Annotated in this window: 19 protein-coding genes; 12 read left to right on the forward strand and 7 right to left on the reverse strand. The window is 61.3% G+C overall.

The features are described 5' to 3' along the window. Positions 1-56: 56 nt before the first annotated feature. Positions 57-1,535 (reverse strand): L,D-transpeptidase, encoded by a 1,479-nt coding sequence (locus ACOYJL_RS00180; protein WP_433568177.1) that lies wholly within the window; start codon positions 1,533-1,535, stop codon positions 57-59. Between the two features lie 136 nt (positions 1,536-1,671). Between ACOYJL_RS00180 and ACOYJL_RS00185 the strand changes: the two genes are divergently transcribed. Then, the gene (locus ACOYJL_RS00185) at positions 1,672-2,493 is read left to right on the forward strand and encodes a TrmH family RNA methyltransferase (RefSeq protein ID WP_433568178.1); all 822 of its coding nucleotides are present in this window, start codon (positions 1,672-1,674) and stop codon (positions 2,491-2,493) included. Between the two features lie 137 nt (positions 2,494-2,630). Here ACOYJL_RS00185 and ACOYJL_RS00190 read toward each other — a convergent pair whose 3' ends face one another. Genes ACOYJL_RS00190 through ACOYJL_RS00200 form a run of 3 tightly spaced genes read right to left on the reverse strand, consistent with a single transcriptional unit; the run spans position 2,631 to position 7,055 of the window. Beyond that, entirely contained in the window at positions 2,631-4,664 is a 2,034-nt protein-coding gene (locus ACOYJL_RS00190) for an ABC transporter ATP-binding protein (RefSeq protein ID WP_433568179.1), read from the reverse strand. Then, entirely contained in the window at positions 4,657-6,546 is a 1,890-nt protein-coding gene (locus tag ACOYJL_RS00195) for an ABC transporter ATP-binding protein (protein WP_433568180.1), read from the reverse strand. The genes ACOYJL_RS00190 and ACOYJL_RS00195 overlap by 8 nt, the downstream gene beginning before the upstream one ends. Then, positions 6,543-7,055, reverse strand: a complete 513-nt coding sequence (locus ACOYJL_RS00200) for a MarR family winged helix-turn-helix transcriptional regulator (protein ID WP_433568181.1) — start codon at positions 7,053-7,055, stop codon at positions 6,543-6,545. Before ACOYJL_RS00200 ends, ACOYJL_RS00195 begins: the two co-directional genes overlap by 4 nt. Before the next feature lie 1,808 nt (positions 7,056-8,863). Here ACOYJL_RS00200 and ACOYJL_RS00205 point away from each other — a divergent pair. Genes ACOYJL_RS00205 through ACOYJL_RS00240 form a run of 8 tightly spaced genes read left to right on the forward strand, consistent with a single transcriptional unit; the run spans position 8,864 to position 15,988 of the window. After that, positions 8,864-9,817: a phosphate ABC transporter substrate-binding protein PstS family protein gene (locus tag ACOYJL_RS00205; protein WP_433568182.1), complete on the forward strand. Its 954-nt coding sequence runs from the start codon at positions 8,864-8,866 to the stop codon at positions 9,815-9,817. 3 nt (positions 9,818-9,820) lie between these two features. Beyond that, entirely contained in the window at positions 9,821-10,726 is a 906-nt protein-coding gene (gene pstC / locus ACOYJL_RS00210; protein WP_433568183.1) for a phosphate ABC transporter permease subunit PstC, read from the forward strand. After that, a complete protein-coding gene (gene pstA / locus ACOYJL_RS00215; protein WP_433568184.1) occupies positions 10,719-11,663 on the forward strand; it encodes a phosphate ABC transporter permease PstA in 945 nt (314 codons plus the stop codon). Before pstC ends, pstA begins: the two co-directional genes overlap by 8 nt. Next, positions 11,660-12,421 carry a phosphate ABC transporter ATP-binding protein PstB gene (gene pstB / locus ACOYJL_RS00220; RefSeq protein WP_433568185.1) on the forward strand — a complete coding sequence of 254 codons (762 nt, stop codon included), beginning with the start codon at positions 11,660-11,662 and terminating at the stop codon, positions 12,419-12,421. The genes pstA and pstB (ACOYJL_RS00220) overlap by 4 nt, the downstream gene beginning before the upstream one ends. Continuing rightward, the gene (gene pstB / locus ACOYJL_RS00225; RefSeq protein ID WP_433568186.1) at positions 12,421-13,173 is read left to right on the forward strand and encodes a phosphate ABC transporter ATP-binding protein PstB; all 753 of its coding nucleotides are present in this window, start codon (positions 12,421-12,423) and stop codon (positions 13,171-13,173) included. The genes pstB (ACOYJL_RS00220) and pstB (ACOYJL_RS00225) overlap by 1 nt, the downstream gene beginning before the upstream one ends. Before the next feature lies 1 nt (position 13,174). After that, entirely contained in the window at positions 13,175-13,846 is a 672-nt protein-coding gene (gene phoU / locus ACOYJL_RS00230) for a phosphate signaling complex protein PhoU (RefSeq protein WP_433568187.1), read from the forward strand. Further along, positions 13,843-14,526, forward strand: coding sequence for a response regulator transcription factor (locus ACOYJL_RS00235; protein WP_433568188.1), 684 nt, complete (start codon positions 13,843-13,845; stop codon positions 14,524-14,526). Before phoU ends, ACOYJL_RS00235 begins: the two co-directional genes overlap by 4 nt. Positions 14,527-14,560: 34 nt before the next feature. After that, positions 14,561-15,988, forward strand: a complete 1,428-nt coding sequence (locus ACOYJL_RS00240; RefSeq protein WP_433568189.1) for an ATP-binding protein — start codon at positions 14,561-14,563, stop codon at positions 15,986-15,988. A 346-nt stretch (positions 15,989-16,334) separates the two neighbouring features. Here the strand turns inward: ACOYJL_RS00240 and ACOYJL_RS00245 are convergent, their stop codons facing one another. From ACOYJL_RS00245 to thrC, 3 genes are all read right to left on the reverse strand, one after another. Then, entirely contained in the window at positions 16,335-17,078 is a 744-nt protein-coding gene (locus tag ACOYJL_RS00245; RefSeq protein WP_433568190.1) for a hypothetical protein, read from the reverse strand. A 960-nt stretch (positions 17,079-18,038) separates the two neighbouring features. Then, the gene (locus ACOYJL_RS00250) at positions 18,039-19,124 is read right to left on the reverse strand and encodes a homoserine kinase (protein WP_433568191.1); all 1,086 of its coding nucleotides are present in this window, start codon (positions 19,122-19,124) and stop codon (positions 18,039-18,041) included. Further along, positions 19,121-20,605 (reverse strand): threonine synthase, encoded by a 1,485-nt coding sequence (thrC, locus tag ACOYJL_RS00255; protein WP_433568192.1) that lies wholly within the window; start codon positions 20,603-20,605, stop codon positions 19,121-19,123. Before thrC ends, ACOYJL_RS00250 begins: the two co-directional genes overlap by 4 nt. A gap of 126 nt (positions 20,606-20,731) precedes the next feature. Between thrC and ACOYJL_RS00260 the strand changes: the two genes are divergently transcribed. From ACOYJL_RS00260 to ACOYJL_RS00270, 3 genes are read left to right on the forward strand one after another with little or no spacing between them, the layout of a single operon-like run. Further along, entirely contained in the window at positions 20,732-21,868 is a 1,137-nt protein-coding gene (locus tag ACOYJL_RS00260) for a homoserine dehydrogenase (protein WP_433568193.1), read from the forward strand. A 12-nt stretch (positions 21,869-21,880) separates the two neighbouring features. After that, the gene (locus ACOYJL_RS00265) at positions 21,881-23,224 is read left to right on the forward strand and encodes an aspartate kinase (RefSeq protein ID WP_433568194.1); all 1,344 of its coding nucleotides are present in this window, start codon (positions 21,881-21,883) and stop codon (positions 23,222-23,224) included. Continuing rightward, on the forward strand, positions 23,224-24,237 hold the full coding sequence (locus ACOYJL_RS00270) for an aspartate-semialdehyde dehydrogenase (RefSeq protein ID WP_433568195.1): 1,014 nt from the start codon (positions 23,224-23,226) through the stop codon (positions 24,235-24,237). The genes ACOYJL_RS00265 and ACOYJL_RS00270 overlap by 1 nt, the downstream gene beginning before the upstream one ends. Positions 24,238-24,264 lie beyond the last annotated feature (27 nt).

Raw genomic sequence — 24,264 nt, forward strand, 5'->3', positions numbered from 1 at the left:
ACAGAAAGTCCCCCGCCAAAAAGCGGGGGACTTTCTTTGCGCCGTTATGCTAATCGCTACTCGTGGATTACGACCACGTCGCCGACCTCGCAGAGCGAGTAGAGCTTCTCGGCGTCATCGTAGCTCAGGTTCATGCATCCATGGCTTCCGTTGTACAGGTAGATGTCGCCGCCAAAGCTCGAGCGCCACGGTGCGTTGTGAAAGCCCATCAAGTTGCCGACGACGCCCATCCAGAAGTCGACGTTGCTGACCCACGAGGGGTTGCCGCTCTCGTCGTTGGGGCCAATCAGCGTGGAGGGGCTCTCCTTGTTGGTGATGGTCCAGACCCCCTGTGTGGTGTCGTGGCCAAGGCTCGGCTGGCCGCTGACGATGTCAGCCTCCCACAGGACGGTGCCATCGGTGTCGAAGAAAATGGCGTGCTGGTCAGAGATGTCGACGTCGATGTAGTGGTTCGACCAGTCCTGTCCTCCGGGATTGTAGCTATAGGCGGTCGAATAGCAGGGCATCTCGAGGGTCTCGGAGGTGCCTGAGGTGATGTCGTTGTAGATGTCCTGGGCGGTCTCCTCGCCGTTGATCGACCAGCCATAAGCGCCTGCGCCGCCAACGACGGTCTCGGTGACGCCGTCCGGGCGCGTGTAGGTGCGCTCCGTCTGGTAGGAGTCGGTCATTTCGGAGAGGTCGCCCTTTGCCCATGTGGTGATGGCGTCCTGGTTGAGGGTCACGGAGAGGTCGTCTCCAATCGTGATCCACTGGTTGATGAGCGAGGCGTCGACGGTCGTGACGGTGGTTCCCGCAAGGGTCAGCGTGATGGTGGGCTCAAGGAGCGCGTTTGCCTGGTCCACGGCGTTCTGTATGCTCGAGCCGTCCATCAGAACGCTTTCATCCAGCGTGACGGCGGTCTCCAGCGCGCTGATCTCTTGGTCCAGATAGCTTGTGAGGGCGTCGGTGTCGATGCGGCTGGCAAGGGCGCTTACGGAGGTCTCATACTGCTGGGTCTCCTCGTTGTAGGTGATTGCGGCAGCGGCGCTTGTGGTCTCTGCGCCGGCGGCATCCGAGACGGCCGTCGTGACGAGAGACGAGAGCTTGTCGGCGTCGTAGCTCACGTATGTAGAGCTGTCCTGCGTCGTGAGGGTGCGGGATCCGGAGATCTCAACGGGCCATGCCCAGGGGTTCTGCTGCGCTATGGCATCTGAGGCCGCGCTCGCGCCGTCGTAGGCAAGGCCAATGTCGTCGGCCGTGTAGGAGAGCGTCAGCCCGTCTCCCTCAACCGTTTGGCTCCAGCCCGCAACCTTGGTGGAGATGAGCGTCTCTCCGACGGATGCGGCGCTCTCAAGCGAGACGTCGGTGCCATCGAGCGTCGTGTTGGGCATGAAGTAGTTGCTGAAGTAGACGACACCGCCAAAATAGACGACCGCAAGTATCACGAGAATGACAATGACCGCAACAATTGGCCCGCGCCCATGGTGGGCTGGCTTCTTCTCTTCGACGTTGTCCGGATTTGTGGAAAAATGCGCTCCGCTGTTCGTTTTTGCCATGTTTTGGATGTCTTTCCTTTATCAGGGCAACCGCACCCCAAATTCTTCCATTGGATGCCTATAGTAGCGCAGGGCGGTCGCTACGCCCACGCGGTAATGCCGTTCGTCTGCCGAAAAGCAACAAAGGAACTCAGGTATGAACCTTATCCAAATCAATAATCTTTCCGACAAGCGCCTAGACCCCTACATGAGGCTGACGGACCGCCAGCTCAGAAACAAGCTCGAGCCTGAGAAGGCCATTCTCATCGCCGAATCGCGCATTGTGATCGAGGTGGCCCTAGACGCTGGCATCGAGCCGCTCTCTTTCCTCGTGGACAACTCCAGGCTCGCCTCTGGCGCAGAGCTCTTTGAGCGCGCGGGATGCCCGGTCTACGTGCTTCCGCACGACAAGATGGAGCAGCTCACGGGCTATAACGTGAACCGCGGCCTGCTTTGCGCCATGCGCAGGCCGCGCCCTATGCCGATGGGGGAGGTTCTCGAGGGCGCCCGACACATCGCCGTGCTCGAGGACCTTGTGGACGTGACCAACGTCGGCGCGGTCTTTCGCTCTGCCGCGGCCTTGCAAGCCGACGCGGTGCTGCTCTCGCCGCGCTGCGCAGACCCGCTTAGCCGTCGTGCGGTGCGCGTCTCCATGGGAACGGTCTTTCAGGTGCCCTGGGCGACTGTCTCTGCGGACGCCTGGCCAGGCGATCTTGTCCAAGAGCTCCACGGCCATGGGATGCCATGCTATGGCATGGCCCTCGAGAAGGACGCCCTGCCCATTGACGATGCCTCGCTCGACGCGGATGCATGCGCGCTCTTCTTTGGCTGCGAAGGCTATGGGCTCTCGCGGCAGACGCTTGACGTCATGGACCGTACGGTAATCATTCCGATGTCGAACGGGGTCGACTCCCTCAACGTCGCGGCGTCGTCTGCCGTTGCGTTCTGGGAGCTCTTCGCGCGCCGGTCGCGCCGATAGCCTGCCCGGAGGCCTCTTGGGTGGCTCTTCGCCTCGCGTCCCGAAGCAAGCGCCTCTCGTACAAAAAGGGCCCCTCCCGAGCAGGTCGCTGCTCGCGAGGGGCCCTTGCGCCTTCTAAGGACCTGGATGCTACGGCTCTACTCGAGCTCGAATGCGCCGGTGTAGAGCTGGTAGTAGGTGCCCTTCTTGGCAATCAGCTCGTCGTGCGTGCCGCGCTCGATGATGCGGCCGTGGTCAAGCACGATGATCACATCGGAGTTGCGCACGGTCGAAAGCCTGTGCGCGATCACGAACGTGGTGCGACCGTACATCAGGGCGTCCATGCCCTTCTGGACGATCTGCTCCGTGCGCGTGTCGATGGACGACGTCGCCTCGTCCAAGATCATGACGGGCGGGTCGGCCACAGCGGCGCGCGCGATGGAGAGCAGCTGGCGCTGGCCCTGCGAAAGCTGTGCGGCGTTGGACGTGAGTATCGTCTGGTATCCGTCGGGCAGGCGCCTGATGAAGCTGTCTGCGCCGGCGAGCTTTGCTGCGCCGATGCATTCCTCGTCAGTGGCGTCAAGCCTTCCATAGCGGATGTTGTCCATAACTGTGCCGGTGAAGAGGTTCGTGTCCTGTAGAACCATGCCGAGGGAGCGGCGCAGGTCGCCCTTCTTGATTTTGTTGATGTTGATGCCGTCGTAGCGAATCTTGCCGTCGGCGATGTCGTAGAAGCGGTTCAGCAGGTTTGTGATGGTCGTCTTGCCCGCGCCCGTTGCGCCGACAAAGGCCACCTTCTGCCCGGGCTTGGCATAGAGCGAGATGCCGTGAAGCACCGTATGGTCTGGGGTGTAGCCGAAGTCTACGTCGAACAGGCGCATGTCTCCGGCGAGCGGCGTGTAGGTGACGGTGCCGTCATGGTGCGGGTGCTTCCATGCCCACTGGTCGGTGCGCTCGTCGCACTCGACAAGCTCGCCCTTCTCGTCCTTGCGGACGTTCACGAGCGTGACGTAGCCATTGTCCGTCTCGCTGGGCTCGTCGATGAGGTCAAAGATGCGCTCGGCGCCTGCAAGGCCCATGACCACGAAGTTGATCTGCTGGGACGCCTGGCCGATGGAGCCAGCGAAGCGCTTCGTCAGGTTCAGGAACGGAACGACGATGGAAATCGACAGCGCCATGCCCGAAATCGAGGGGTTGGCGATGCCTGCGGTCAAAAAGCCGCAGCCGGCAAGCGCGACCACCACGTAGGCGAGGTTGCCCGTGTTCATCAGGATGGGACCAAGGACGTTGCCGTAGGTGTTGGCCTTGCGGGACGCCTCGAAGAGCTCCTCGTTCACGCGGTCAAAGTCGGTCTCGGTGGCCTTCTCGTGCGTGAAGACCTTGATGACCTTCTGGCCGTTCATGGCCTCCTCGACAAAGCCCTCCTCGGCGGCGATGGCGCGCTGCTGAGCCAAGAAGTAGTGCGCGGACTTTCCGCCCAAGATGCGGGTCGCAATGATCATGATGACGACCATTGCCAGGACCACGAGCGTCAGGGGGATGGAGTACCACAGCATGATGACGAGCACCGAGAGCACCGCGGAGACCATCGTGATCAGCTGCGGGATTGCCTGGCCGATGAACTGGCGCAGGGTGTCGACGTCGTTGGTGTAGTGCGACATGATGTCGCCATGCTTGTTGGTGTCAAAGTAGCGTATCGGCAGGCTCTCCATGTGGTCGAACATCTCGTCGCGGACCTTGCGGAGCGTGCCCTGGGTGATGAGGGCGCCCAGCTGCGTGTAGGCGATGGTGCACACGATTCCGATCACGTAGCAGATGAGAAGCGAGATGGTGATGCTTGCGATCTGCGGCTGTGCGGCTGCCCAGTCGCCTGAGTCCATGAGCTGCTCCACCACGTCGATGGCCTGCTGCATGAACGTAGACGGCAGAGACGCCATGACGGCGGCCACGACGATGCAGATGACCTGCACGGTCACCTGCACGGGATAGTAGCCATAGACCATCTTGACGGTGCGCCAGAACGTCTTGCCAGGATTGCGCGCGCCGTGCCCGCGGGAGTTGTCCTTCGGGGCGGTTGTGGAGTCAGCGGCAGCTGCCTTGGGGGCTTCCTTTTTGGCGACGTCCGCCTGCGGGGCCTGTGACTCCTGGGGCTGGGCCTCCCGGGCGTTTTCGTTCAGGGTTTCGTCACTCATTGCTGTCCTCCTTCTGGTCTTCTCCGCGGCTCATGCTCTCCATCTTCTCGTCGTGAGACTGCTTGTTCTGGGTGGTGTAGGTCTCGCGGTAGATGTCGTTGGTGCGCAGCAGCTCCTCGTGAGTGCCGATGGCGTCGATGTGGCCGTCCTTCATGACGATGATGCGATCCGCGTCCTCAACCGAGCTCGTGCGCTGCGCGATGATGATCTTGGTGGTCTCGGGGATGTAGCTTCTAAAGCCTTCGCGGATGAGCTTGTCGGTCTTGGTGTCGACGGCGCTGGTGGAGTCGTCCAGGATCAGCACCTTCGGGTTCTTCAGAAGTGCGCGGGCAATGCAGAGGCGCTGCTTCTGCCCGCCCGAGACGTTGGTTCCTCCCTGCTCGATCCAGGTGTCGTACTTCTTTGGGAACTGCTGGATGAACTCGTCGGCCTGCGCGAGCTTGCATGCCTCAAGCAGCTGCTCGTCGGTCGCGTTTGGGTTGCCCCAGCGCAGGTTGTCCTTGATCGTGCCCGAGAACAGCACGTTTCTCTGAAGCACCATGGCCACCTCGCCGCGCAGGGTGTCGAGGTCGTACTCGCGCACGTCGTGGCCGCCCACCTTGACGGTGCCCTCGGTCGCATCGTAGAGGCGCGGGATCAGCTGGACAAGCGTCGACTTGGATGAGCCGGTGCCGCCGATGATGCCTATGACCTCTCCGCTCTTGATGTGCAGGCTGATATTGTCGAGCGCCTGGCGCTCAGCATGCTTGGAGTACGAGAAGCTCACGTTGTCAAAGTCGATGGAGCCGTCCTCGATGGTGGTGAGGGGGTTCTCGGGGTTGGCGAGGTCGCTCTTCTCCTCGAGCACCTGGCAGATGCGGCGGGCGCTCTCCTCGGCCATGGTGATCATGATGAAGATCTGCGAGAGCATCATGAGGCTCATGAGCATCGAGAAGCCGTAGGTGATGAGCGCGGAAAGCTGGCCGACTCCCATGAGCTGGCCCTGAGAGGTCACGATCGTCTGGGAGCCAAAGTAGATGACGCACAGGTAGATGGCATCGATTGCCAGGGTCATGGTAGGCGACAGCCACGCCATGATTCGCTCGACGCTCCAGAAGTCCTTGAACAGGTTTCCGGACGCGCGGTTGAACTTCTCCTGTTCGTAGTCCTCGCGGACGTAGGACTTGACCACGCGGATGCCTGAGACGTTCTCCTCGACGGAGTCGTTCAGGGCGTCGTACTTACGGAAGAGGCTCTTGAAGATGGGCGAGCAGATCGAGATGATCTTATAGAGCACAAAGCCCAGGAAAAACGCCACGACGATATAGAACGCAGCCATGGGGCCGCCGCTGATGAACGCCATGATGATTGCGATGATGGCGATGAGCGGCGCGCGGACGGCGGTGCGAATGGTCATCATGAACGACTGCTGCACGTTGGTGACGTCGGTCGTGAGGCGCGTGACCAGCGAGCTGGTAGAGAAGCGGTCGATGTTCGAGAACGAGAAGCCTTGGATCCTGTGGAACAGGTCATGCCTCAGGTTCTTGGCAAGGCCGGCGGATGCGGTCGAGCACGTTACGCCTGCTGCGGTGCCAAAGAAGAGAGACAAGAGCGCGAGCACGATCAAGATCATGCCGTTAGACGCGACGCCTGAGATATCGGCGCCCGCATCGATCTGGTTGATGAGCAGCGCCGTGGCAAGAGGGATCATGCATTCGATGACTGCCTCGCCGATTACCAGCAGGGGAGTTGCGATTGCGGGCTTTTTGTACTCGCGCAGCGAGCGCCCGATGATGTGAATGATCTCTTTGAGACTGTAGTCGGGCAGCGTGCTGCTTGAACCAAACTTATCTTCGAGCTTCTTCTCTGTCTCCGTCATTGACGACTGTGATTCTTCGCTCATTGCTGCATCGCCTTCTCTCCCATCTCGATGATTTCCCAGTGGTCTGCCAGACGGTCGAGAAGGTCGGCGAGTTCGTTGAGCTCGTCATCCGTAAACACGCTCATGGCATCCTTCCTAAATGCTTCCTTTTGCTTCTGGCACCGAATGGCCTCTTCGCGGCCGCGCTCGGTGAGGCGCACGTCAAGCTGGCGGCGGTCTTGCTCGGAGCGCTTCCGCTCGATGAGCCCTTCGGACTCTAGCTTCGTGAGCGTTTCGGACAGCGCTGCCGAGCTTACGGGAACGGTGTCTTGGAGTGCTCGCTGGGGGAGCGTGCCTCCCTGCTTGAGAAGCCTGATGAGCAAGTGCTGCTTTCCGCTTCGGCCTCCTGCGTGGATGTGAAGGAAGTGGCCGAAGTACGTCAGGTCGACAAGGATTCGCGTTTCGGGCCCGGCCTTTTCTTCTGGGTGGTCCGGCGCCCGCCAGCGGCTGTCGCACCGAGTTGAGGCGCGACGTTCCGCATTCAGTTCCATCTATCCTCCCTATAAATTGCCTACTAGTGTTCGGAAAAAATACTAGGTACCTTGAAAAAATTGTCAAGGTACTTAACAATCTCGTCACTTTTGCTTTTTTGCACCGACGAACGGTAGGTTATTGCGGATGAACGGTTGTTTTGGGCGTCCTGCGCCATCGTTTCAGCTTTGGCGCTCCCTACATAACGAAGCCGCAGCCCCACACGACGAAGCCGCAGCCCCACACGACGCCGTCGCTGCCCCCACGCAACGAAGCCGCAGCCCCACACAACAGGGCGTTGCCCCACACAACGAAGCCGCAGCCCCACACAACGAAGCAGCAGCCCCACACAACGAAGCAGCAGCCCCACACAACGGGCCGTTGCCAAGTTGCGCGACTTTTGCGGCATCAGAGGTCGCGCAAGTTGGCAGGTGCGGCATCAGAGGTCGCGCAACTTGGCAAAACGAGCATCAGAGGTCGCGCAACTTGGCAGCGCCCAGCATCAGAGGTCGCATAACTTGGCAGGCACCTGTCACGCCAGAATCTGAAGTTTCGTAATACGGCTATATATATAGAGAGTGCGATGACTAGCCGATCATGGCCAGCCCATCGCGTAAGTACCGCCATGATCTCCCCAACACGGCCATCACTTTTCATGTGACTTGCTCCGGTCTCTCTTGTCGGGAGCTGCCGCGGTGCGCAAACGGCCTCGCGACAGAAACGGTGGCGAGGCGGGCTTCCGGCGCCAGCCCACACAACAAAAAGCCAGTCTGCGAGAGCCAAGCAAATGAGTCTGGACAAGAACTCCCATCTTGCACTATGCGCAAAAGCGGAGCCTCTGCAGACCAGATCTCCTCGCCTTTGCTTATTGTGACGTCGGTGGGGGTCGCGGAGCCTGTCAGCCGACGAGCCTCCTCCCGTTGTGCCGGACCTGCGCGGAATTGACGCCGCTCATTGTGCGGGGGTCCGTGTCGTCCTCGCAGGTCGCGGACCGCGTCGTGCGGGGCTGCGCGGCCCTTCTCGGTCTCCTATTCCATTGTGCGCGGCCGCCTTTGATGCTACTGCGCTTGTGCCATATCCCTACCTGCGGCTTTGCAGATTGCTTCTCGCCAGAAGCCCACGACGGGGGCGAGAAGCCCCACACAACGCGGGAGTCGCCCGTTGCGTCTCGCCACGATTCGCACGATGGGATGGGGGAGCCGGAGAATCCCCAGCTAGAGTGGCTGGGCGAGAAGTGCGCCCCACACTTCGGGCCGCACCAAATTTTCGGCAGCCCCACACAATGGCGCTCCGCCAAGTTGCGCGACTTTTGCGGCATCAGAGGTCGCGCAACCTGGCAGTCCGCGCATCAGAGGTCGCGCAACTTGCCAGTCCGCGCATCAGAGGTCGCGCAACTTGCCAGCGCCAAGCATCAGAGGTCGCGCAACCTGGCACGGCAGCACGCGTCCTGTCGTCCCAGCATCAGAGGTCGCGCAACCTGGCAGCGGCAGCACGCGTCCCGTCGTCCGGGCATCAGAAGTCGCACAGCCTGGCAGCGGCAGGGGCGATGGCGCGTTGTTTGGGCTTATGCCGGCGCGCCGCGACAGCAGCGCAGCGCGGCAGGGCGCAACCGTATTACACACCTGACCTCGTGCTTTACCGTTTCTTTACACCAATGTAAACAGCTGGTAAGGCGCAGTCAGAGTCCCGTAATGGATGGCCCAGCGCGCCGTGCGGTCTTCAAGTGGCTTCTAGCATTCGAGATGACAAAGGTTCGTCTCCAGAAGGCTGAAGAGAAGCCGACTGTTGATAAAAGGGGAGGCGGGCCGGATCCTTTGGAAGGAGAAGCATGTCACGCTCAGTTTCACGTCGTCAGTTCCTGTCCCTCGCGGGTGCCTCCGCCACCGTTCTCGCCGGCCTCGGCCTGGCCGCTTGCGGCGGCTCCAGCTCCGACAGCAGCTCCACTACCGACAGCAGCTCGGATAGCTCCAGCTCAGAAACGCAGCTCTCTGGCTCCATCACCGCCGTTGGCTCCACTGCCCTCCAGCCTCTCGTTGAGGCTGCTGCCGAGCAGTTCATGACCGAGCAGCCCGGCGTCCAGATTACGGTTCAGGGCGGCGGCTCCGGCCAGGGCATTACGCAGATCGCCCAGGGCTCTGTCCAGATTGGCAACTCCGACGTCTTCGCCGAGGAGAAGCTCGACAACCCCGACGATGCGAGCAAGCTCATCGATAACAAGGTTGCTGTCGTGGGAATGGGCCCCGTGGTCAACACCGACGTTACCGTTGACGACTTGACCCTCGACCAGCTCCGCGACATCTTCACCGGCACGGTCACTAACTGGTCTGAGGTCGGCGGCGCCGACGAGGAAATCGTCGTTATCAACCGCGCCTCCGGCTCCGGTACCCGCGCGACCTTCGAGAACGCCGTCCTTCGCGGCGAGGAGGTCCCCTCTGACTTCACCCCGCAGGAGCAGGACTCTTCGGGCACTGTCGCCACGATGATTGCCCAGACCCCCGGCGCAATCTCTTACCTCGCGTTCTCCTATTTTGCCGACACCTTCAAGGCCCTCAAGGTGGGCGGCGTCGAGCCTACGGCCGAGAATGTCGAGACCAACGACTGGACCATCTGGGCCTACGAGCACATGTACACTTCTTCTGATCCGGATGAGGCCACTCAGGCATTCATCGACTACATGCTGGGCGACGAGGTTCAGGGCTCTCTCGTCGAGGAGAACGGCTACATCCCCATTTCTGGGATGAAGGTCTCCCGCGACGCTGACGGCAACGTCACTAACCTCTAAGCCATGGCGAAAGAGAAAACAAAGGGGTCCATCGAACGACGTGGGCGTGCCATCACGGGCGCCTGCGTCACCCTTGTAATCATCCTCGTTATCACGCTTATCTTTATGGTGTGCTCGCGTGGACTTGCAACGTTTTATGCTGACGGGGTGCCCCTCTCGTCTTTCTTCGGTGGCACGGTGTGGAACCCGCACCAGAATGATGCCAATGGCGTGCCTCTCGTGGGAGCCCTGCCCATGATCGCTGGCTCGTTCTGCGTTACGCTTCTGTCGTGCCTGTTTGCGCTTCCGTTTGCCCTTGGCAGCGCAATCTTTGTGGTGGAGATTCAGCCCACATTCGGCAGCAAGGTCTTCCGTCCGATGGTCGAGTTGCTCACCGGCATCCCGTCCGTCGTCTACGGCCTTGTCGGCCTCAACATCATCGTTCCCTGGACGCGCTCGTGGGCAGGAGGAACCGGCTACGGCATCCTGTCCGCCTCAATCGTCCTTGCAGTCATGATCTTGCCGACCATCACCTCGCTCTCAACCGATGCCCTGGCCGCAGTCCCGGATTCCTACCGCGACGGCTCATACGGCCTTGGCTGCACCCGCTGGCAGACCATCACCCACGTCGTGCTTCCGTCTGCGCTTCCTGGCATCCTGACCGCCATCATCATGGGCATGACCCGCGCGTTTGGCGAGGCGCTTGCCGTTCAGATGGTCATCGGCAACGCAGCCGCCATGCCGACGAGCCTTGTCACCCCTGCGTCCACGCTCACGTCCATGATCACCATGAGCATGGGCAACGAGACCATGGGCACGGTCTACAACGACGTCCTCTGGTCGCTCGCCTTGGTGCTTCTCGTGATGTCTCTGGTCTTCATCCTTCTGGTACATCTCGTTGGAAAGAAGGGGGAGGCCCGCAATGACTAGCGAAAAGACTGCCGAGAAGGGCTCGTCGTCCTTTCAGGCGACAAAGTCGACCAAGGCTGCTCGCAAGCAGGACAAGGTCGCGACGGTGATCTTGGCGTGCCTCGTCGGCGCCATCATGCTCGGCTTGGTCGTCATCATCGTCTTTATCGTGGGCTCTGGCGCCTACAAGCTCTTCGACGCGCACTTCCTTACGGCTAAGCCCGAGCAGTTCAAGGCTGGCGGCGGCATCGGCCCCGAGATCTTCAACTCCTTCTATCTGCTGGTGCTTACGCTTTTGATCTCGCTTCCGCTGTCGCTTGGAGCCGCGATCTTCCTGACCCAATACGCTCCGGAGGGTCGCTTCACGAACATCGCGAAGACCGCTATCGAGACGCTTTCCTCGCTGCCATCGATTGTCGTCGGCTTGTTTGGCATGCTGGTGTTCGTGCTGCAGTTTGGCTGGGGATTCTCGATTCTCTCTGGCGCCTTGGCGCTCACGATGTTCAACATCCCAATCCTGGTGCGCGTGATTCAGCAGGCGCTCGAAGCGGTGCCGCGCGAGCAGCGCGACGCAGCGCTGGCACTTGGCCTCACTCGCTGGGAGGCAACGGTTCATATCCTGATTCCCGCCGCCATGCCCGCGATTGTGACCGGCGTCATCCTGTCTGCAGGGCGCGTCTTTGGCGAGGCGGCAGCGCTCATCTACACTGCCGGGCAGTCCGCTCCCGCCCTCGACTGGAGCGCTCCAATCACGAGCCTTTCCAACCCGTTGAACATCTTCCGCCCCGCCGAGACGCTTGCCGTCCACATCTGGAAGATCAACTCCGAGGGCGTCGTGCCCGACCTTGCGGCTGTTTCCGCAGGTACCGCAGCCGTCCTCATGGTGTCGGTCCTTGCCTTCAACATCATCGCCCGCATCGTTGGGCGTGTCATGGAGAGGAAGATGACCGCCGAATGAGTGAGAATCTAATCAAGACCACCGACGTCACGGTTGACTATGGCAAGAAGCGCGCCCTCAAGGAGACCTCCCTCTACTTCAACGAGGGTACGGTTACCGCGCTTATCGGTCCTTCCGGCTGCGGCAAGTCGACCTTCTTGCGCTGCATCAACCTCATGAACCGCGAGATACCTGGCTGCGTCATCGGCGGCTCGATTCTCTACCACGGAGACGAAATCAACAACAGCACCTACAACACGTTCCAGCTCAGGCGCCACGTGGGCATGGTGTTCCAGCAGCCAAACCCGTTCCGCAAGTCAATCTACGAGAACATCGCGTTTGCCCTTCGCCGCCATGGGATGTCCAACAAGGACGAGCTTGACCAGCGCGTCCAGGAGAGCCTTGAGGCGGCCGCAATCTGGGACGAGGTCAAAGACAAGCTCAACAAGTCGGCCTACGCGCTTTCCGGCGGCCAGCAGCAGCGCCTTTGCATCGCCCGAACCTTGGCGCTCCATCCGGACGTCGTGCTGATGGACGAGCCTTGCTCGGCGCTTGACCCCATTGCCACGTTCGCGATTGAGGACACGATTCGTGACATGTCCTCCAAGGGCATCTGCGTCGTGATCGTGACCCACAACATGGAACAGGCCGCGCGCGTCTCTGACCGCTGCGCCTTCTTCCTCTTGGGAGAGATGGTCGAGTTTGGCCCAACGTCCGAGCTCTTCAACACGCCCAAGGACAAGAGACTTGAGGACTACCTTACGGGGAGGTTTGGATAATGGCACTCTCCATGGAGGTCAAGAACATCAACTTGTTCTATGGCGAGCATCACGCGCTGCACGACGTCTCGCTCAAGATGCCAGCCGGCATGGCGACGGCGTTCATTGGTCCTTCCGGCTGCGGGAAGTCGACGCTTCTTCGCTGCCTCAACAGGATGAACGACCGCATCCCTGATTGTCGTGTGGAGGGAACGGTCCTTCTAGGCGACGAGGACGTCTACAAGACTATGGACGTCTACGAGCTCAGGCGACGCGTTGGCATGGTATTCCAGCGTCCGAACCCTTTCCCGCTGTCCATCTATGACAACGTCGTTTATGGCGTTCGCATGATGGGCAAGCCAACGAAGGACGAGACCGACGAGATCGTCGAGACGACCCTAAAGGGCGTTGGCCTTTGGGACGAGGTCAAGGACAAGCTCGACCACTCTGGCTTGTCTCTTTCTGGCGGTCAGCAGCAGCGCCTGTGCATTGCTCGCGCGCTTGCCGTTGACCCGGACGTGCTCCTGATGGACGAGCCGACGTCTGCTCTGGACCCCATCTCCACGGGGCTCATCGAGGAGCTGATCTTGGGCATCGCCAAAGAGCATACGGTCGTCATTGTGACCCACAACATGCAGCAGGCAACTCGCGTTTCTAACCGATGCGCCTTCTTCTACTTGGGAGACCTCATCGAGGAAGGCCCGACGGCGGAGCTCTTCTCGGCGCCTAAGGACAAGCGCACCGAAGACTACCTCACAGGAAGGTTTGGATAGTATGAAGACGAGAAGCGCATACACGAAGCAAATCAAGCAGCTTGACGGTCATGTGCTCGCCATGGGCAGAGGAGTGGTTGAGGACATCCGCGCCACCGGCTCTGCCATTGCGGACAACAATCTCGATGCGGCGACTGAGGTCAAGGACGACCACGTTGCGGCCGAACGGCTTACGCGCTCCATCGAGGACTCCTGCATGAGCCTCATGCTTCTGCAACAGCCGCTTGCGAGCGACCTTCGGTTGGTCACGGCGTCGTTCCGTGCCGTCGGAGACCTCTCCCGCATCGACGAGATGGCCTACGAGACCGCCCTGCTCTGCCTTGAGTTTCCCGGCATCTGCGGCAGCTCGCTTTCGGAGGAGTTGGGACAGCTGGCCGAGCAAGCTGCTACGATGGTAGAGCGAGCGATCTCTGCCTTCGAGAGCAAGGACGTCGCCGTCGCCGAGAGCGTATTTCCAATGGACGACAGCCTCGACCGCTTGTTCGAGAAGACCCGCAAACTCGTCGTCGACCTCCTGAAGCGTGACGACGACGCGGCGGATGTGGCTCCTGAGCTGCTCACCATCGCCAAGTATTACGAGCGCACGGGAGACCATGCCCAGAGCATCGCAGACTGGGCAATTTTCCGTGCGACTGGATCGTACAGGGGCCGCACGATGGGAGATTCGAGGTGACCTTGGTTTACTACGTCGAGGACGACAAGAACCTTCGCGAGCTTACCGTCTATGCGCTCAACCAGGCGGGCATTGACGCCAAGGGCTGCGTAGACGACGCCGAGTTTCGTCGCGCTTGCGCCGAGCGCCGCCCCGACGCGGTCCTTCTTGACATCATGCTTCCTGACGTCGATGGCCTTGAGGTTCTGGCGCGCATCAGAAAGACCCCAGGTCTCTCGCGCGTTCCGGTAATGATGCTTACCGCCAAGGATTCCGAGCTTGACAAGGTTCGGGCCCTTGACTCCGGCGCCGACGACTACCTTTCCAAGCCCTTCGGGATGATGGAGATGGTCAGCCGCACGCGTGCGCTCTTGCGCCGAGCTGGTCGCGACGGGTCCAACAATGGCCAGGAGGAGCTTGCGGTGGGCGATGTGGTCCTGTGGCCCGACCGTCGCGAGGCAACAGTCAACGGCAAGCCCCTGAGCCTCACCATGCGTGAGTTCGACCTTCTCGAGTTCTTGATGCGCTCGCCGGGAGTCGTGTTCTCTCGCGAGACATTGCTCCAGCGCGTTTGGGGCTGGGACTTTGACGGCGGCTCTCGTACGGTGGACGTGCATGTCCAGCAGATTCGAGCCAAGCTGGGCGACTCTTCGGACCTGATCGAGACGGTTCGCGGCGTCGGCTACCGCGTTCGCGGATAGCGAGCCTTGGCAGAAAACGTAGAGACTTATGGCGATGACGGAGCAGCAAGGCAAGCGAAAGGGAATACTGCACAGCACTTCTCTGCAGCACAGGATCTTCTTTGCGCTTGCGATTGCATGCTCCGTCGTCGCCATTCTTGTGCTTGTCGTCTCCTCGCTCGTCTACCAGGAAACGATCATGAGCGAGACCAAGGTCGAGCTTTCGCGCGAGTGCGAGACGCTGGCTTCGGTGCTGAACGGCGATGGGGTCGAGGAGGATAGCGTCTCGTTTCTCAAGTCGCTCGATTGCGGAAACGTCCGCCTGACGCTCATTGCGGCGGATGGGACCGTCGAGTACGACTCCCAAAGCGATGCCAGCGCGATGGAGAACCACGCGAACCGCCCTGAGGTTGCAGACGCCCAGTCGTCGGGGTGGGGCAGCTCCGAGCGCGATTCTGACACGCTTGGCTACGTCACCCTCTATGAGGCCGTGCGGCTTGACTCCGGAGAAGTGCTGCGGCTTGGCATGGAGCGCAGCGACGTCCTTCACGTGATTATCGACGACTTTGGCTTCTTGATACTGCTCGTGGTCGCCATCCTTGGCGTCGTGTGGCTCATCTCGCGCTCGCTCTCGCGCTGGCTGGTGCGCCCGATTCTTGACATCGACCTTGAGGGTGCGATGGCAACGTCTCCCTACGACGAGCTCGAGCCGCTTGTCGAGCGCCTGAACGCCCAGTATGAGGCGCTGGTTGGGCGCATGGAGCAGATCCAGGACGCCGACGACATGCGCCGCGAGTTCACGGCGAACGTGACGCACGAGCTGAAGACGCCCATCGCGTCGATCTCGGGGGCGGCGGAGCTCATTCGAGACGGAATCGTGAAACCTGAGGACGTCTCTGACTTTGCCGGAAGGATATACGACGACGCGCAGAGGCTGTCTTCTCTGGTGAGCGACATTCTCACGCTCTCAAAGCTCGACGAGTCGGAGCGCGCGGGCGACCATGCGCTGTTTGGTGCCATGGAGACGGTCGACCTGTATGGCGTCGCCACCGATGTTGAGCAGCGCTATCAGGACCGTGCGAAAGATCAGGGCGTCACGATTCGCGTGACGGGCACGTCGACGCCCATCAAGGGCAACCCTCGCCTGCTTGACGAGCTCGTGAGCAACCTTGTGTCCAACGCCGTGCGCTACAACCGCATCGGAGGCAAGGTCTTTGTCTGGGTTCTTCCCGAAAACGGCAAGCCGTGCCTGCGCGTGAGCGATACCGGCATCGGCATTCCCGAAGAGGCGCAAAGCAAGGTTTTTGAGCGCTTCTACCGCGTTGACAAGGGGAGGTCTCGCGAAAAGGGCGGCACAGGGCTCGGCCTTGCCATAGTGAAGCACGCTGCAGCCTTCCATGGCGCGACTATTGACCTTAAGAGCGAGCTTGGAAAGGGCACGACGATAACGGTCACCTTCCCTGAGAGCTCTCTGGCCAAGTAGGCCTGACCTCTCCCGTCCTCCTTCCTAGACCCGCCCCAGGTTCGCCCGTCCCGCACAACGAGCGCCACCCGCCGCTGCAGCCCCACACAACGCCGCTGTCCGAGCCCCCGCTGCCAATTTGCGCGACCTCTGATGCCCGCACGATGGGCTGAGCCAACTTGCGCGACTTCTGATGCCCGCCCCTGCCAACTTGCGCGACTTCTGATGCCCGCCCCTGCCAACTTCCGCGACTTCTGATGCTCGCCCCTGCCAACTTGCGCGACCTCTGATGCCGTGCCTGCCAAGTTCCGCGACCTCTGATGCTGCAAAAGTCGCGCAAACTGGCAAGCCCTTCTCGAGCTCCATTTCAAAGTTTCGGGATTGGCTTGAATTCGCATGACTTGGGGTCGAGCTTCTCGGCGAGCTCCGGCGGCAAGGCATAGCTGGGCTTGGCAAAGCGGGCAACCCCGTCGGATTGGGCTATCGCGGGTGGGAATAGCTCGTTCATAAGAGCCTTGTTCTTTTTCATGAACTCTGCAGGCAGCGGTCGCGATCGATTCCCAAGCTTCCTGTTTACGGTCTTCGCTACGGCAGCCAGCTGCTTCTGGTTGTAGACTTGCTGCTTTACAAGCGGCAGCGTCTCGCCCCCATCATGCCTGATGGCGAGGTCACGGACGGTGTCTCGCTGAAGATCATCGTGAAATCCTGAGCCGAGATACTCATAGCCAAACAGGGCTCGCTCCCAGAAAACATCGATGAGGCAATAGGGCATCCCTGCGATTTGGGCCGCCTCTTGGCTAAAGTCCCACCGTTTGTTAAGAACCGGGCGCTCGATTCCGTAGCCGCCTCTCCTCTTGGGAAGGGTCAGCAACAGTGCGAGCCTTGTCTCCATCGGCGATCGAGAGCCATCGATTACCTGCGCAATTGCCCTCTTTGCCTTCCTCAGTCCATACGCATGATTCGGCACCCGAGACAGGTAGCGCTGGACGCGCTCGACGCTGGTTATCGGCTTATGCGATATGAATCCCTTTTCTATGGTTGCCGGGATGTACTCCCCGCAAAGCGCGTATCCGAGAAGGGTCAGGTCGAGCTGGGACAGCGAGCCCGCCATTTGCAGAAAGCAGAACTCCGGGCTCGAGAGATAGAGGCTGTCAGCAAGTCGCATGAACGAGTGCGATGGGACCTCGCTCGACCAGCAATGCGGACAGGCTCCTCTTGAGGTCCGACGATTGGAAATCTCTCGAGCGAGAAGATCGACCTCTCCGCTTGGGAGGCTGCTCCCAAGGATTGCGGACAGCGAAGAGCGGATTTCTGAGACTGAGCATGAACCGGGGCTGGGGACTTTGGCAAGTCGCAATGGCCGTGAAGTGAGGGGCTGCTGCTCTGCGAGGGCAACCAATATCCATAACGCCGTGGTATGTGAGATGAATGCGTTCATGGCTCGTATTGTGGCATTGGGCCCTTTCGGCATTTTCTCTGCTGGCTTTCGGCTATCTATCACGAGTCTTTCCGGTTGAGGCCTGCGCGCAGGTAGAAGTCGCGGCTCCTGAAGCGAGACGCGAATCTTTGTCATGGTCGGTTACGAAGGCTCCACAATTGCCTTCCGCAATGGGGCGTCGAGTTCAGAAGAAAATGCTGGTTGAGGGGCTGGGGGAGAAGGACGAGCCCCACGGCGCGCAAGAACGAACCCCTGAAACCCGCGCGTTTGTGCGCTGCCAGGTTGCGCGACTTTTGCAGCATCAGAAGTCGCATAACTTGGCAGGCACGGCATCAGAAGTCGCGCAAGTTGGCAAAACCAGCATCAGAAGTCGCGCAAGTTGGCAGGGGCGAGCATCAGAAGTCGCGCAAGTTGGCTCAGCCCATCGTGTGGGCATCAGAAGTCGCGCAAGTTGGCTCAGCCCATCGTGTGGGCATCAGAAGTCGCGCAAGTTGGCAGGGGCGAGCATCAGAAGTCGCGGAAGTTGGCAGGGGCGGGCATCAGAAGTCGCGGAAGTTGGCGCAGCCCGTTGTGTGGTCATCAGAGGTCGCGCAACCTGGCAGCGGGGGGCTCGGCGCCCCAACGCGCGGCTTGCTACACGAGGCGCTTAACGGCGACGCCTTGGGGCTCGGAGCGCAAAACACGTACCCAAAGCGTTGGCATGAGCTCTTGAACGGCGTCAGCGACGCGGCTTGCGACCTCCTCGCCCCTTGCGATGGCAAGCATCGTTGCTCCGGAGCCGGAGATTAAGAACGCACAGGCGCCAGCCTCAAGAGAACGCGCGCGCAGCCGCTCGTAATCCGCGATGAGCTTTGCGCGATACGGCTCATGCACGCGGTCGTTGCAGCAGCTTGCAATGGCTTCCTCGTCGCCCGACTCAAGCGCACGGACAAGCGCGAGGCAGCGTCCGACCTGCCAAGAGACCACTTGCAGGGGGACTTCTTTGGGCAGCGCCTCGCGCGCTTCGCTCGTAAGCACGCGATAGGGGGGAGCCATACAGACAAACCGCAGGTCATCGGAGACGTTCCAGCTGAGCGAATGCACCTGCATGCCACCACTGCGGCCCTCGCCTTTCTCGATGAACGAGCTCACGAGCCCGCCGAGTATGGCAGGGGCCACGTTGTCAGGGTGCCCTTCGATTGCCGCGGCAACGGACAGCATGGTCTTCCTGTCAGCCTCGATCGGGGTCGGCTCGTCCGGAATTGGGCCGTTGCGCGGGGTCAGCCTGTCTCCTGCGGCAGGCATGCTTTGGCCGGACAGTGCCTGAGCGGCGCAGATGCCAGCGACAACGCAAGCCGAGCTTGACCCCATCCCTCCCGACATGGGGATGGGGCAGTCCTCGACAATATGAAGCACGTGCGCGGGAAGGCCAAGCTGCTTTGTCGCAGCAAGGTAGCTCGTCCACACAAGATTGTCTTCGCCGGCAAACTGAGCAGGGCATCCGTCAATCTGCAGCCTGTCGGCAACCTCGAACCTGAAGTTCGCGCGCAGGCTAAGCGCCATTCCCAGCACGTCAAAGCCTACCCCAAGGTTGGCCGTCGTTGCCGGGACGCTCACCGTGATGACCCTGGGGGCGTTGGAGCTGGGCTCACCTGCGCCGCCAACCGTTGCGGTCGGGTCGGATGCCCCCCTTGACAGGTCGGTCGCGCTGGTCCCGGTTGCTGAGGGCTCGCCGCTCACAGGAAGATCCTCGCGCAGGCGGACTCGACAAAGGCGCCCATTTTGTCTTGGTCGCAAACGTCGTCGTGGATGACCTCCCCCTCGCGCAGGCTCGAAAGCTGCTTCGGGGCTTGGGTTCCGGTGACATGCTCCAGGGCATCCATGCAGGCGAAGCCGTTCATGCCAGAGGTGTCGGTGTCAAGCGCTCCCAGCACATCGGCCGGGAACTTGTAGGGGCTTGCGGTGGAAAGGCAGACGCGCTGGGTGCCGTCTTTCGGCAACTGGTCAAGGACGTGCTTTGCGACGGCGGTGTGCGGGTCGATGACCTTGTGGCAGTCCTGCCAGGTCTCGCGAATCGTCTCGCGCGCGTCGTCGTCATCGGCGCGGCCGCAGCCAAAGAGCTCCGTTATGCGAGAGAAGACGCTCGCGGGGACCGTGTACTCGCCCTTCTCGGCAAGGTCGCCCATCAGACGAGAAACAAGCTCGCAGTCTCCGTCGGAGGCGTAGTACAGCAGGCGCTCCAGGTTGGAGGAGACGAGGATGTCCATCGAAGGAGAGATGGTCTTCACAAACGGGCGCTTGCGGTTGTAGCGACCCGTGGTCAAAAACTCGGTCAGCACGTCGTTGGCGTTTGACGCAACGACAAGGCGGCGCACGGGGAGCCCGAGGCGCTTGGCGAAGTAGCCAGCGAGCACGTCGCCAAAGTTGCCGGTGGGAACCACGAAGGTGACCTCGTCGCCCATCCGAACGGCACCGGAGCGCACCAGCTGCGCATACGAGTCGAAGTAGTAGGTGACCTGAGGCGCCAGGCGACCGACGTTGATGGAGTTGGCACTCGAGAGGCGAACGTTGCGCGCAACGAGCCGCTTGCCGAGCTCAGGGTCGGAGAAGATCCTCTTGACCTCTGACTGGGCGTCGTCAAAGTTGCCGCGGATGGCGCAGACGGCAACGTTGCCACCAATCTGCGTGACCATCTGGAGGCGCTGGATGTCTGAGACCTTTCCCCACGGGTAGAACACGCACACTCCGCACCCCTCGACGTCAGAAAATCCGTCAAGGGCGGCCTTTCCCGTGTCGCCCGAAGTGGCCGTCACGATCATCACGTTGCGGCCGTCACCAGCGCGTGCCACGCTCATGAGCTGAGGCAGCATCTGCAGCGCCACGTCTTTGAAGGCGCAGGTGGGGCCGTGGAACAGCTCGAGCAGCCAGTCGTTTCCAAGCGGGGTGACCGGGCAGATTGCGGGGGAGTCCCACTGGGGGCCATAGGCGTTCTTCACACAGGCATCGATCTCGCTAGCCGTGTAATCATCGAGGAGCGTGCCCAGCACGAGCTTCGCGGTCTCTTGGAAACTCTGGCCACAAACAGTCTTCAGGTCGAGTGTTGTCTCTCCGAGCTGATCTGAGACGTAAAGGCCGCCATCGGGCGCGAGGCCCGTCATGATAGCTTGCTTACTTGTTACCAAATCCGCGTTCGAGCGGGTGCTGTGGTAGAACGTTTGCACAGTTGGCTCCTTGCCGGTTGCCGGTAGATATTGCCTCATGCAGGTATGATAACGGCAGCGTGGGCTTTGGGCCCAGCTCGAAACAGAGTTGACAGACATTGGACTCGAGAGATTGGATTTCTACCGATGAAGATCGCCATCCTCGGGTACGGAACGGTTGGTCGCGGGGTAGACCGAATCATCACGGAGCGGGTGCCCTCCGTAGAGGTCGCTCGCATTCTTGAGCTGCCCGACCGTATTACCGACCCTCGCATGACGGCAAGCTACGACGACATAGTCTCCGACCCAGACATCGACCTTGTCGTTGAGTGCATGGGAGGCCTTGAGCCCTCGCACACTTACATCCTTTCCGCGCTCAACGCGGGCAAGCATGTCGTGACCTCCAACAAGGCGGTCGTCGCCGCCTATTTCAACGAGTTCGCGACCGCGGCGACGAAGACCGGGGTCGCGTTCCTGATCGAGGCCACAACGGGCGGCGGCATTCCGTGGATCGCCGGCATCGAGAAGGTCCGCCGCATCGAGGACGTCAACTCCTTCTATGGCATCATGAACGGCACGACCAACTACATCGTCTATTCGATGCTGAAGGACGGCTCTGACTTTGGGGAGTCGCTTAGCAAGGCGCAGGAGCTTGGCTATGCCGAGCGCGACCCCTCGGCCGACATCGATGGCATCGACGTGCGCAACAAGACGATCATCTCCGCAACGGTCGCGTTCGACGTCGCATGCACGCAGGACCTTCCTGTGACCGGCATCCGCACGCTCACGAAGTACGACCTCGACCTCTTTGGCAGCCGCGACATGACGGTAAAGCTCATCGGTCGCGGGGTGCAGAAGGACGGTCGCTACGCCGTGGCCGTCGAGCCCATGGCGCTTCCGACGGCGTCCCTGGAGGCAAACGTGCCCACCAACTTCAACCTGGTCACGCTTGACGCGCCCTCAATCGGCACGCTCAAGTACTACGGCCAGGGCGCGGGCAGCCTCCCCACCGGCAACGCCATCGTCCAGGACATCATTGACTGCGAGCAGGGCCGCCGCCCCGTCTACGACTTCTCGCGCGGCCTTGCCTATGACCCTGACCTGCTTCGCTCGGACTACGTCTTTCGTACCGACGCCAGCGTCTCCGGCGCGTCGTTCTACGAGCCAGGAGCAGTCGTTGTCAAAGGCCTCACGGCCGTGGAGGCCAGAGCCAAGTTTGAGGAAGCGCTCAAGGCCGACCCAACCACGTTTATGGCAGCCCTCGTTGCGGGCCAAGAGAGCTAGGAGCAAATCCCTATGATCAAAATCGCAAAGTTTGGCGGGTCGAGCGTCGCCTCTGCCGAGCAGTTCAAGAAGGTTAAGAAGATCGTCGAGGCAGATCCCGACCGCCGCTTCATCGTTGTCTCCGCGGCGGGCAAGCGCTTTCCGGACGACAACAAGATCACGGACCTTTTGCTGCTCGTTAACGCCCACGTGCAGTATCACGTCGATTGCACCGCCCTTCTCGCCGACATCGAGCAGCGCTTTGTGGACATAGCCGACGAGCTGGGCGTCGAGTGGCCCGTGGCCGAGAAGTTCGAGACCTTCGCCTCCAACATCAAGAAGCACTCGCCCGAGTACGTGGTATCGCGCGGCGAGTGGTTCACGGCTCACATCATGGCCGAGTACCTGGGAATCCCCTTCGTGGACGCAGCCGATGTGATCGTGTTCCACCACGACGGCACCGTCGACATGGAGCGCACCTCCGCGCGCATCAAGGAGACCGTCGTTCGCCACGGCGCTTTCGTGCTGCCCGGCTTCTATGGGGCGACGGTCGATGGGGCAATCAAGCTCTTCCAGCGTGGCGGCGGCGACATCACGGGGGCAATAGTCGCGCGCTGCCTGGACGCCAACGTCTACGAGAACTGGACCGACGTCTCGGGCTTCCTCTCCGCAGACCCGCGCATCGTCGAGAACCCGCGCTCCATCCGCCGCATCACCTTCGACGAGATGCGCGAGCTCTCCTACATGGGCGCGTCGGTCCTGCAGGAGGAGGCAATCTTCCCCGTGCGCGAGGCCAACATCCCCATCCAGATCAAGAACACCAACCGTCCCGACGATCCCGGCACCACCATTCGCGAGACCGCTGAGGGCTCGGAGGACGAGCACCTGATCACGGGCATCGCGGGTCGCAAGGACTTCATGGCGGTGCACGTCAAGAAGGCCCACATGTCCAACATGGTCGGCGTCGTTTCGCGCGCCCTGTCGATCTTCGAGCGCTATGGCGTGTCTATCGAGCACATCCCCACGGGCGTCGACTCCTTTGGCGTCGTCGTCTCGTCGGCCGACGTCAAGGACACCATCTACTCGATCGTCAACGACATCCGCCGCGAGATCAAGCCTGATGACATCTCCATGGTGGACAAGCTGGCGCTCATCTCCGTCGTCGGCCGCAACATGTCCAAGCGCTCCGGCACCTCTGGCAAGATCTTCGGAGCGCTCGGCGACGCGGGCATCAACATTCGCATGATTACGCAGAGCTCCGAGGAGATCTCCATCATCGTGGGCGTGGACAATGCGGACTTCGACCGCGCCATTCAGGTGATTTACGAGCGCTTCGTTCGCAACGAGATGGTCAGCACTGGAAAGGAAGGCAAGTAATGTCCGAGAAGGTCGTAGCAATCCTGGGCGCGACGGGCGTCGTCGGCACCCAGATGATCCAGTGCCTCGAGGAGAGGGACTTTCCCGTCAAGCGCCTGGTCCCGCTTGCCAGCGCCCGCTCTGCCGGCAAGACCGTCGAGTTCAAGGGCGAGAAGGTCGTCGTCCAGGAGGCGCGTCCCGAGGCCTTCGAGGGCGTCGACATCGTGCTGGGCGCAGCGGGAGACGACATCGCCAAGGCGCTTCTGCCCGAGGCGGCGGCGCGTGGGGCCGTCTGCGTGGACAACAGCCACGCCTTTCGCCTTGACCCCGATGTCCCGCTCGTAATCCCCGAGATCAATGCGGCAGACATCGCCAATCACCCCAGAAACATCATCGCAAACCCCAACTGCGCGACGATCATCGGCCTTGTGCCCACCTGGCCGCTTCACCAGAAGGCGGGCCTTACGCGCATGATCGTCTCGACGTACCAGGCGGCCTCGGGAGCCGGCATGCCCGGCCTTCGCGAGCTACAGCGCGAGATGGGCGTCGTGGCAAACGGGGGAGAGATGGGCGACACCTCGCCCTTTGCCTACCAGCTGGCGGCAAACCTCATCCCGCAGATTGGCTCCTTCAAGGACGAGGCATACACCTCCGAGGAGTGGAAGATGCAGAACGAGGGTCGCAAGATCATGCACCTTCCCGAGGTGCGCGTGAACTGCACCTGCGTGCGCGTGCCTGTGATGCGCAGCCACTCCGAGTCGATCACTGCCGAGTTCGAGCGCCCCATCTCGCCTGACGAGGCGCGCGAGGCCCTTGCGGCGGCCCCAGGGGTGAAGGTCGTCGACGACCCTGAGAGCCTGCGCTATCCCATGCCGCTCGACACCTCTGACCAGGACCTCGTCTACGTCGGCCGAATCCGTCGCGACCTCTCTGCTCCGGACGGAACGAACGCGCTGACGTTCTTCTGCTGCGGTGACCAGATTCGCAAGGGCGCGGCCACCAACGCCGTGCAGATTGCGGAGTATTTGGTATAAGGCCCCACGGACGCATGGCTTCTGGCG

The organism is Tractidigestivibacter sp., assembly GCF_050946515.1.
Lineage (GTDB): Bacteria > Actinomycetota > Coriobacteriia > Coriobacteriales > Atopobiaceae > Tractidigestivibacter.